The following is a 9,919-nucleotide window of genomic DNA, read 5'->3' as shown; positions in this document are numbered from 1 at the left end:
ATTGGTCACTCAGTTCATTGAAATCAAGTTTGTTACCGAAGTAACTGTTACTACCTAAGTAATAACGTTTTGATATTCATCAACGAGTGCCCACACAGATTGATAGGTTTAAATTGTTAAAGAGCGCTAGCGTTTTGTGATTCACATCTCAGTCGCTAGGGGTGCGTACTATACCTGCACCACTTAGAGAGTCAAGGGTTATTTTCAACTCCTTTTTCTCTACCGATTTCGCCGTGTGACTTTCGTCTCACTCCGTGTCGGTGAGGCGGCATTATAGAGAGATCGACATAGAGCACAAGGGCTTTTTTGAATAAAAGTTTTGTTCGCCTAAAAAGCCACCAGATCCGCATTTTTCGAATAAAAACTAAACATTTGAGACGTATCACAGCAATACATTGGCAAAATGGAAACCATGAACGTAAGATTCATGTATCTATTTTGTTAAGAGTAGATGCGTCTATTTCGTTTATTAATATGTAGTATTCCGATATGAACTCAAAAAAATCGATGTTGTTAATTGTCGCACTAGCTGTTCTAGGTGGCATTGTTTTCTCTCAGGTAGATATATCGCCTGCAATTACCTTTATCCTTGGTGTCTTGGCTTCCGCTTTTGTTGTTAACTTTTCAAGCACCGACTCAAAATCAGATTCAGAACCTAAGGCATCAACAAAAACACTTTATGTAGGTAACCTTCCATACAAAGCGAATGAATCACACGTACGTGAATTATTCTCAGAGTATGGTGAAGTATTTGCAGTACGCTTAATGAAAGACAAACGTACTGGAAAAAGAAGAGGCTTTGGATTTGTCGTAATGGCTAGCAATGATGTAAATCATGCTATTTCAGAACTTAACGATAAAGATTACATGCAACGAACTTTAAAAGTGCGAGTTGCAAATGATCCTAAACATCCAGAAACGGACGAAGCTGAACTGAGCTAAATCCTAACTGCTTTAACATGCTATTTAGTGCACTTTCTTTCTTAGGAAGTGCACTACAAAAAACCTCGCGCACTCCCCTTTCTTTATTACCACTTTCCAAATCCAATAAATCTTGAACTCGCTTCGCAATCGCTTTACCGGAATCAACCAATAAAACACTCTTACCTAAGACTTGTTGAATCTCTGATTTGATCAGTGGGAAATGTGTGCATCCTAAAACGGCCACATCAATTGTATTGATCATCGGTTGAAGGATTTGCTGTAACTCTTCAAGGTTAATCGCCTCACCTCTGAGTTTATCTTCAGCCATATCCACCAGCCGAGTAGAACCTAAAAGCTCGACTCTTTTATTACTCGAGAAGTTTTTGATGAGCTCGTGTGTGTATTCACGAGTAATCGTTGCGGGAGTAGCAATGAGGCCCACAGCTTTATTGGCAAGTAGGGATGCCGGCTTGATTGCCGGAACAACGCCAACAATTGGAATTAGATTATTAGCACGGAGTGTAGGTAACACAATCGTACTTGCGGTATTACAGGCTATTACTACGATATCAATAGCGTGGCTAGCCACAAAGCTAGCGACGATACTTTGGACTCTGCGGACAAGAACTTGTTGATCGAGTTCACCGTATGGATAAGCCTCGTTATCGAATACATAAGTATAGTTATGATTCGGTAGTAACTGGCTTATCTCTTTATATACAGATAGACCACCCACCCCAGAATCAAAGACCAATATATTTTTTTGCAGACTATCCGACACAACGATTACCTATAATAAGTTTCGCTGCAATGATACTCCTTCGCTTAGTTTTCGCCAATCCTCACTCTATATAATGCAAGCTTGATAACGTTGATGAACAAAGCGCTCACCTTGCTCTACATTTTCTAGCTCTATCTTGAGCTTATCTTTAAAGCATGGCGCTGAAGTCACTAAGGTATGGAACTCACCATCTTCGCCACATGGATCGACATGACTCGGTAAACTGTCTATTAGTTCAAGCGTGTATTTTTTCCCGCAATAGCTCATGTCTAATGCATCACTATCGACCGTGACGAGAAAGGTTTCGATTCCTCTGTCTATTATTTCACTCGCAAGTGCCTGACTGCTCTCTCCCATTAGGGGAAACACACACTCCCAACCCGCTGGTTCTATATAGCTTCTTCGATAATCGGCAATGCCATTACAAAACATGTCTCCAAACGCGACCGCATCGATTGATAAGCCAGAACCTTTAAGTGCGGAGACAATGATACTTTGATAAATCTTATTACTAGGGAACACTTCTGGAAGCTCAATCGTGATTAATGGCAACCCGACTAACTTAGCTTGCATAGCAACCACATCAATAGGAGTCACTTGGAAAGGAACTTCATCTCCAACATACGTCGTATAGAGAGCAACAACTTCATATTCGGAGCTTTCAAGTAGACGCTCCAGCGTTAATGTCGAGTCTTTCCCTGATGACCAACTTATGATGACTTTCTTTTTCATTGATATACCCAATAAGAAAAAACCGCCCGAAGGCGGTTTAGGTGTAAATTAGAATTGGTAAGCTACGTTCAAGTAGTAAGCACGCTCTGCGGCTGGGTACCCTAAAGCCGTTTCGTAGTCTTCATCAAGTAAGTTATCAACACGAGCACTGATCGTAGTGTTCTCATTAGCATAATAGCTAACAGCAGTGTCAACCAATGAGTAGGACGGTAGAGTTACATCACTATATGGCCATGTCCCGTAGTCAACATCAGGTCTCTTACCGACATATTGATAGCTTATAGACCAATCGACAACGTCAAATGCCACCAATGCATTCCACTTATACAGCTCTTTTGCTCGGCGCTGCAGTTGCTTACCATCATCACCTTCTGCATCTTTATAATCAGCACTCAGCTGATGTTGAACAATGCCCGTATCAAACTCGGCAGTCACTTCTACACCTTGAATATGCGTCTCACCGTCAACGTTGATGTACTTATATGTCGTTGGGTGGTAATCGATTAGATTGGTGATCTTGTAATCGTATCCAGTTAATGTCCAATATACCTCTTTCACTAGGCCATAGAAGCCCACCTCAATCGCATCAGACTCTTCTGGCTTAAGATCTTGAGTTCCATAAGACGGATCATACTGTTGGTAAAGGTTCGGAGCTTTAAAAGCTGTACCGTATGAAGCTTTCACACCAAATTCTGGAATAAGTTGATAGCCAGCCCCGACGTTATATGTCGTTTCTGTACCAAATTCTTCATTGTCATCGACTCTTGCGCTTGCCTCTAACGTCGTAGAATCAACAGTGACTGAAGACAGGCCGAATACTGCCAAGTTAGAACGGTCGAATGTTTTATTTGCGTTTTTATCTACATATGATTCATCGCGCCAATCAACGCCACCAGCTAACACAACATTCTTGTTCAATTTATAGCTACTGACCCACTGAACATTGTTTTGTTCTAATTCGTCTTGAGTTCCAGAGGTTTTGCTTTCACCAAATTGATAGTTCCAAGAATCTTGGCTTTGTACTGTTGCTTGCATCTCAGAGTGTAATTGGCTGCCTTGATAAGTACCACCAATCGACACTGATAAATCGTCTTTTTCAGACTCCATATAACTACGTGTACTATATGTATTGTCATATTGGTAAATATTCTCATAAGCACGAACATTACCAAATACACTGAATTGTTCATTCAACTTATGAGTATAACCAACCAAACCATTCAACGTTTCAAAGCCATGGCGGTCGCCATCATTTAAGCCAGGTACGGGCTTAACATTGTAGCCTTCATCGCTCTCATGGCTAATAGCAAGGTTTAGCTGACCATTTTCAGAAGTCGCAACGCCAGATGCTAGACTAAGTTCTTGATAATCTAAGCTACCCAAACCAGCACTCAATGTTGTTGACTCATCCGTCGCGCGAGCAATCGTAATAATGTTGATTACACCACCAATTGCTTCAGAACCGTATAAAGAAGCTCTAGCTCCTCGTACATACTCGATTCTCTGAACATAACTCAATGGGATCTGGTTGAAATCTACTGCACCTTTTGCTGCACGAGCAAAACGAACACCATCAACTAAAACTAGAACTTGATCAGAACTTGTTCCGCGAACAAATATAGAAGCGAGCTGTCCTCTACCACCATTTTGAGTAATCTGGATCCCTGTTAATCTTCTCAACACATCTGGGATTGTTTTAGCTTGTGTTCTTTGAAAATCTTGGCGAGTAACAACTTCAACATCAGTTAATGTCGCAGTGGCAGACTGCTCAAAACGGTTAGCCGTAACCACCATGGTTTCGTCAGTAGATACTTCTTGTGCGTGTAAATTGGAGATAGGTGAAAGTAGCGATGCTACAGCAACCGCTAAAAGGGATTTGTTCATGTTGTGATCCTAAATCGCGTAAAGTCCTACCAAGCCACATTGTATGGCTTAGCCGCTGGCAGGTATTCGGACTCAAGAGCACAACCTTATGGTTTACCTCATATTCGACTTCCCACAAAAAGCTATTTGCAGTGTCTTTGAATACTCGTTCTCTCTTACCGCTGCGCGTCAGTTCTGGATTTACACCAGATTCCCTCTTCAGCCATCTATACATCCAAATGGCACCAGCTTGCGGGAGATAGTATTAACCTATGAATCATTTGTCTAGTCTAAGATAGTTATAAGCTATAGTTTTCATGCTCGATTTACATTGAATAGCTCTCAACACTGGACAAGCGCCTGTGATTGAATAAAATCTGCGCTCTTGATTTAAAAGCACGACAGCAAAAAGGCATAACAATGGCGAATTTAGATGTAAACCCGCAACGCTACCAAGAACAATTAGCAGAAAAGACTGAACGTCTTACTGAAATGTTCTCACAATACGATGTGCCTGAGTTGGAAGTGTATGAATCTCCAGAACAACACTACCGCATGCGTGCTGAATTTCGCGTGTGGCATGAAGGTGACGATATGTATTACGTCATGTTCAATCAAGAGACCAAAGAAAAATACCGTGTAGACCAGTTCCCAGCGGCTAGTCGTCTTATCAACGACTTAATGCCTCTACTAACAGATGCAATGAAAGACAACCACTCTCTACGCCATAAGCTATTCCAAGTAGATTTTCTTTCTACGTTGAGTGGTGAGATTTTGGTATCACTGCTTTACCACCGTCAATTGGGTGAGCAATGGATTCAAGATGCTAAAGCACTGAAGCAGCAATTGAATGATGAAGGTTTTAACCTAAACCTGATTGGCCGTGCGCGTAAGATGAAAATCGTCCTTGATCGCGACTACGTAATTGAAAAGCTAGATGTGAATGGTGATAGCTATATATACCAGCAAGTAGAGAACAGCTTTACTCAACCAAACGGTAAAGTAGCAGAGAAAATGCTTGAATGGGCTGTCGACTGTACTCAAGACAGCAAAGGTGACTTATTAGAGCTTTACTGTGGCAACGGTAACTTCTCATTAGCTCTGGCACAAAACTTTGAGCGTGTACTTGCAACTGAGCTAGCGAAGCCATCTGTTGAGTCTGCTCAATACAACATTGCGGCGAACAAGATTGATAATGTTCAGATCATTCGTATGTCTGCGGAAGATTTTACCGTAGCAATGGAAGGCAAGCGTGAATTCCGCCGCCTACAACAAGCAAACATCGATCTGAAGAGCTACAACTGCAACACTATCTTTGTTGATCCACCGCGTTCAGGTATGGACGTTGATACTTGTAAGATGGTTCAAGGCTACGAGCGCATCATGTACATCTCTTGTAACCCTGAGACATTGAAAGAGAACCTAGACATTCTAAGCGAAACACACGACATCACTCGTTTTGCTCTATTTGATCAGTTCCCTTATACGCACCACATGGAGGCTGGAGTCTTCTTAGAGCGCATTAAATAAGGGATAGTTACAAAACTTAATATCCAAAAAACCACTCTGGGTACGGCTCTGGGTACGGGGACGATTTGAATGCTCAAGATCCTGAACTAATAAAGAGCCCTCTGCTTACAGATTAAAGCCCGAAAAAACAAAGTTAAGTGGGAATATAGAAGAGGCTGCCTTTGGGCTGCCTTCTTGATTTATATAATTCCAAACTTCAATTTACCTTTCCAATGAGCTTTGATTGGAAAATTAATCACATCAAATGGTGTATTGATTGAGTTTAGAGGTACGAATAACACTTGCCCTATTACGAGAGATTTATCATCACATGCGCTCTTATAAACTTTAAAGTTATCAGGAAGTGCTTTTTTAAATTACAGAGCTAAACCTTTCCCCATCACGCCTACCGTATTTGCAGTATTGATGACGGCTGAACATACAAAACATTACCTGTCTGATAAGTGATCATAGTAACTCCTAGTACTAGCACTAAGACCGAACAACGAACTCTGACCTGAACTCTGCTACTAATAGCTCCAATCCTCATAAGCCAAAGGCAAGCTATTAAGTAAGTTTCTGCGCTCACGCCAGTCAGGCATATTTTTATCCATAATGGCTCTGAAGCGCTCGTTATGGTGGCGTTCAATCAAGTGGACTAGCTCATGCACCAATATGTACTCCATACACTCTGGTGGCTTTTTAGCTAGCTCTAGGTTAAGCCACAACCTTTTTGCTTGTATGTTGCAGCTTCCCCACTTAGTCTTCATCTTCTTAATGCCGATATCATTTGATTCAACACCTAGCTTCGTTTGCCAATGAGGGAGTAACTTAGCGATAGACTCTTGCATTCGCTTGCGATAAAAAACATTAAGCAACTTAAGACGATTATCAACACTGGTATTTTTTGTTACTGCTAGCTCTAGTTTAGTTACGCCTTTTTCTGTCACAGCATGCTTACCCAAGGTATAAACAATGCTAAGTCGATAGCGTTTACCCCAAAGGTAATGACTTTCACCGCTCACCATTTCTCGACTTGATTGGCGAGGCTGAGCAGCAAAGTCGGCCTGCTGTTGCTTTATCCAAGCTAACTTATTAATAATGGCCAGACGGATTGCTTGCTCACCTGTCCCATGTGGAACGGACAAACGTACACGTCCTTGAGGAGGCAGTACACTTAGGTGTAAGTTTTTAATCGCCTTACGATTGACTTGAACCTCTATACCGCTGATAAGAATATCTTCACTGCCTGTTACCGACATTAATGATATTCCTTCTGTGCTTTCACTCGATCCATCACTTCCACAATATCAACGTCATAGCCTTTGATTTCTTCGCGAATAGCGTTAGCTATTTCACGCTCTTTAAAGCGATCACCTAACCAATCGGCTTTTTTGGTGTAGCGCACTGCCGTATCAATTTTGGCTGTCAGCACTTCATCATTACCCAAGTTGTCATACAGTGATTGCTTAGCTGCTGTATCAACAGAATCAGGATAACTTGCGCTACGATTACCGCTGGGGTTTACCACTTTTTTAGCCAGTTCTCTGATCTGCTCAAGGTATTCTTGATAGTTCAGCGCTTTTTCGCGGCGCTGTCTAATAATCTCATCTAACAATGACGACATTTGATCGTAATATTTCGGGTTAATTGGGTTTTCATCCACAATCGTTTTACGCACATTGTTCTCAATAGCCTCAGCCATCGCTTCTTCATTCTCGCGTAGGTCTTTAGGTAATGAATCTAACCCTTCACCGTTGTTATTCACCACTAAATCAATGAGGCCTAATTCCTCAAAGTCCATGAGTAATTCACTATCATCAGCACGAATGTACATATCCAGAAGATGGCGCATAGCAGGTTCAAAGCGCTTCATTTCCAGCAAGTCACCACTGGCTAACTTAACCTCGTCACGTACCTTCTCAAAGTAGATAACTTCTTGTCGGATACTGTTGGCCTCAGTAGGTGAATAACCCGCTTGCTCCATCTCATTAGCCAAGTTGGCGTATGCCCTTAAAAGCTTAGCTACTGCTTGATACAAGGTTAAACGGAGTGCTTCTTTTTCTGATCGCTCGTCGATATCCGTTGGTTCAACACCCGACTCTCCACAAAAATAATGGATAAAATCTTTTGTATCACGTGGCGCTTTTACAGGTTCACACAAGGCACGAACCATTTCTAACGCATTGTCTAAATCTTCACGAGACTGCACTAGACGATCTTTAAGCAGACCTGCAACATCATCTTGGTCGTAACCATCAAACGCTTCTGCGGTGTAGTCTTTAATCGCTTTATCCAAAGAACGGAATAAATCTTTATAATCGATAATATAGCCGTATTCTTTATCTTCACCATCAAGACGGTTTACGCGGCAAATAGCTTGGAACAGGTTGTGATCAGCCATGCTTTTGTCAATGTAAAGGTAGGTCGCTGAAGGCGCGTCAAATCCCGTTAGCAGCTTATCTACGACTATAAGCAAACGCATTTGTCCGGGCTCTTTGATGAATCGGTTCTTCACCAACTTTTCAAACTCTTCTAAACGTTTTGCTGCATCATCTTCACTTTGTTCAAAATAATCTGCCAACATTTTCCGGTAGGTGTCGTACTTAAATAATTTCTCGGTTAAGCCTTCTCCCGACTCTTCACCTTTAATTGAGCCCGCTACTGGCTGATAGCTGGTAACAATGGCACACTTACCCGCTAAATCAGTTTTACTAAATAAATCATATACGACACAAGCTTGATGCACACTAGCACACACCAGCATTGCATTGCCTCGGCCATCCATTAGCCTTGGTTTTAACTCCATATCCATCAAGATATCGCTAACAATCTGTTCTAAGCGAGATTTACTCGACAGCACCTTCTGCATGGTGCCCCACTTCTGCTTAAGCTGCATTCTCGCGAGATTAGAAATACCTTTAGTCTTCATTGGTCGACCTTTGTCTGTGAAGTTAAATGCTGATCAATATCACGCGCTTCATAGCGTAGATCGAGTACCACACCATCTTCTACCGCTTCATTGAATTTATAGGTGTGAATATAAGGACCAAACACCTCTAAAGACTTTTTCTTGTCCTTCTTCATCAGTGGTGTCCCCGTAAAACCAAGAAACATCGCATCAGGTAAAATGGTTTTCATCGCACTATGCAGCTTGCCTGACTGGGTTCTGTGGCATTCATCAACAAACACAAACAACTTACCTTGAGCGGTAAAGTTACTCATCACACTACTAGATAACGATTCAATATATTCAGCCGTAGCTACTTCACTTTCTTCGTTATCGTCTTCACCATTACGACCAAATTTATGTACTAACGAACACAACAGCCATGGATTCGGCTCACCTAAGGTGGCAATTAGATCACGGCCACTTTTAGTACGATAGATCTCTTCATCAACGCCAGAGAATACCGTCTCAATCTGCTCATCAAGCTCAGTGCGATCTGTAATAATGAGTACCCGTGAGTCACTCACATTCTCTCTAATCCATTTAGCCAACCACACCATGGTTAAGCTTTTCCCTGAACCTTGGGTATGCCAAATAATCCCACCTTGCTTGTTAGCTGAGTGGGAGTTCACATGCTTTTTAGCGGCTTGAATTCCAAAGAACTGATTATGGCGACAGGTCTTCTTAACCCCTGCATCAAACACTATAAAGTCATGGATTAACTGCAAGAAGCGCTTCTTGTCACACAGTTGAGCCAAATGAGTATCTAAAACAGTATCAGTGACAATATCTTCCTGTGGTAGAGCAGCATCACTGACTGGCTCCTTCCATTCTAGGTAGTACTTCTCTGTGGTTTCGATGGTGCCATAACGAATGCCTTGGGTATCGTTACCTGCCATGACTAACTGCATGCTAGTAAAGAAGTTACGAATGAAGGCTTTTTTCTGATTGTCGAGATTTTGACGAATCCCTTCACTCACTGATACAGACGAACGCTTAAGCTCAATAACCCCCAAGGCAATACCATTTACATACATTAGCTAACGAGAACAAGAATTGGCCGTTGAGATCGCTAAGCTAAAGAGGCAATTGGCAGAGCAAGCAGAAGAGCTAGAAATCGTAAAAAAGGCCGCCACCTACTTCGTATATGGAATCCACGG

8 protein-coding genes and 1 riboswitch are annotated in these 9,919 nt (G+C 41.9%); of the genes, 2 read left to right on the top strand and 6 right to left on the bottom strand.

The window, feature by feature from the left end; all coding sequences use genetic code 11:
• Positions 1 to 489 precede the first annotated feature (489 nt).
• Entirely contained in the window at positions 490 to 942 is a 453-nt protein-coding gene (locus H5300_RS23705; RefSeq protein ID WP_004736687.1) for an RNA-binding protein, read from the top strand.
• On the opposite strand, the gene murI is transcribed toward H5300_RS23705, so the two are convergent.
• Genes murI through btuB form a run of 3 tightly spaced genes read right to left on the bottom strand, consistent with a single transcriptional unit; the run spans position 905 to position 4,321 of the window.
• Complete coding sequence (gene murI, locus H5300_RS23700; protein WP_029222711.1) at positions 905 to 1,711, bottom strand: glutamate racemase; 807 nt, start codon at positions 1,709 to 1,711, stop codon at positions 905 to 907. The genes H5300_RS23705 and murI overlap by 38 nt on opposite strands.
• Before the next feature lie 60 nt (positions 1,712 to 1,771).
• A complete protein-coding gene (locus tag H5300_RS23695) occupies positions 1,772 to 2,437 on the bottom strand; it encodes an ATPase (protein WP_029222712.1) in 666 nt (221 codons plus the stop codon).
• Positions 2,438 to 2,485: 48 nt separating this feature from the next.
• On the bottom strand, positions 2,486 to 4,321 hold the full coding sequence (gene btuB / locus H5300_RS23690; RefSeq protein WP_102442449.1) for a TonB-dependent vitamin B12 receptor: 1,836 nt from the start codon (positions 4,319 to 4,321) through the stop codon (positions 2,486 to 2,488).
• A gap of 39 nt (positions 4,322 to 4,360) precedes the next feature.
• A riboswitch (cobalamin riboswitch) is annotated at positions 4,361 to 4,565 on the bottom strand.
• Between the two features lie 155 nt (positions 4,566 to 4,720).
• On the opposite strand from btuB, the gene trmA reads away from it, so the two are divergent.
• On the top strand, positions 4,721 to 5,830 hold the full coding sequence (gene trmA / locus H5300_RS23685) for a tRNA (uridine(54)-C5)-methyltransferase TrmA (protein ID WP_102434063.1): 1,110 nt from the start codon (positions 4,721 to 4,723) through the stop codon (positions 5,828 to 5,830).
• A gap of 509 nt (positions 5,831 to 6,339) precedes the next feature.
• On the opposite strand, the gene H5300_RS23680 is transcribed toward trmA, so the two are convergent.
• The 3 genes from H5300_RS23680 to H5300_RS28130 are packed head-to-tail and all read right to left on the bottom strand — an operon-like array spanning position 6,340 to position 9,775.
• On the bottom strand, positions 6,340 to 7,071 hold the full coding sequence (locus H5300_RS23680; protein ID WP_182797057.1) for a M48 family metallopeptidase: 732 nt from the start codon (positions 7,069 to 7,071) through the stop codon (positions 6,340 to 6,342).
• Positions 7,071 to 8,741: a UvrB domain 3-containing protein gene (locus H5300_RS28135; RefSeq protein WP_259397924.1), complete on the bottom strand. Its 1,671-nt coding sequence runs from the start codon at positions 8,739 to 8,741 to the stop codon at positions 7,071 to 7,073. The genes H5300_RS23680 and H5300_RS28135 overlap by 1 nt, the downstream gene beginning before the upstream one ends.
• Entirely contained in the window at positions 8,738 to 9,775 is a 1,038-nt protein-coding gene (locus tag H5300_RS28130; RefSeq protein WP_259397923.1) for a DEAD/DEAH box helicase family protein, read from the bottom strand. The genes H5300_RS28135 and H5300_RS28130 overlap by 4 nt, the downstream gene beginning before the upstream one ends.
• Positions 9,776 to 9,919: the final 144 nt, after the last annotated feature.

It is taken from the genome of Vibrio sp. SG41-7, assembly GCF_014164465.1.
Classification (GTDB): Bacteria; Pseudomonadota; Gammaproteobacteria; order Enterobacterales; family Vibrionaceae; genus Vibrio; species Vibrio splendidus.
The sequence above is the reverse complement of the archived record's forward strand: the minus strand, read 5'-3'. Positions and strand labels throughout refer to the sequence as shown.

Bases quoted from the DNA above. Each gene is read 5' to 3' on its own strand.
- H5300_RS23705 (WP_004736687.1), top strand. From the start codon at position 490: ATGAACTCAAAAAAATCGATGTTGTTAATTGTCGCACTAGCTGTTCTA.
- H5300_RS23695 (WP_029222712.1), bottom strand. From the start codon at position 2,437: ATGAAAAAGAAAGTCATCATAAGTTGGTCATCAGGGAAAGACTCGACA.
- btuB (WP_102442449.1), bottom strand. From the start codon at position 4,321: ATGAACAAATCCCTTTTAGCGGTTGCTGTAGCATCGCTACTTTCACCT.
- trmA (WP_102434063.1), top strand. From the start codon at position 4,721: ATGGCGAATTTAGATGTAAACCCGCAACGCTACCAAGAACAATTAGCA.
- H5300_RS23680 (WP_182797057.1), bottom strand. From the start codon at position 7,071: ATGTCGGTAACAGGCAGTGAAGATATTCTTATCAGCGGTATAGAGGTT.
- H5300_RS28135 (WP_259397924.1), bottom strand. From the start codon at position 8,741: ATGAAGACTAAAGGTATTTCTAATCTCGCGAGAATGCAGCTTAAGCAG.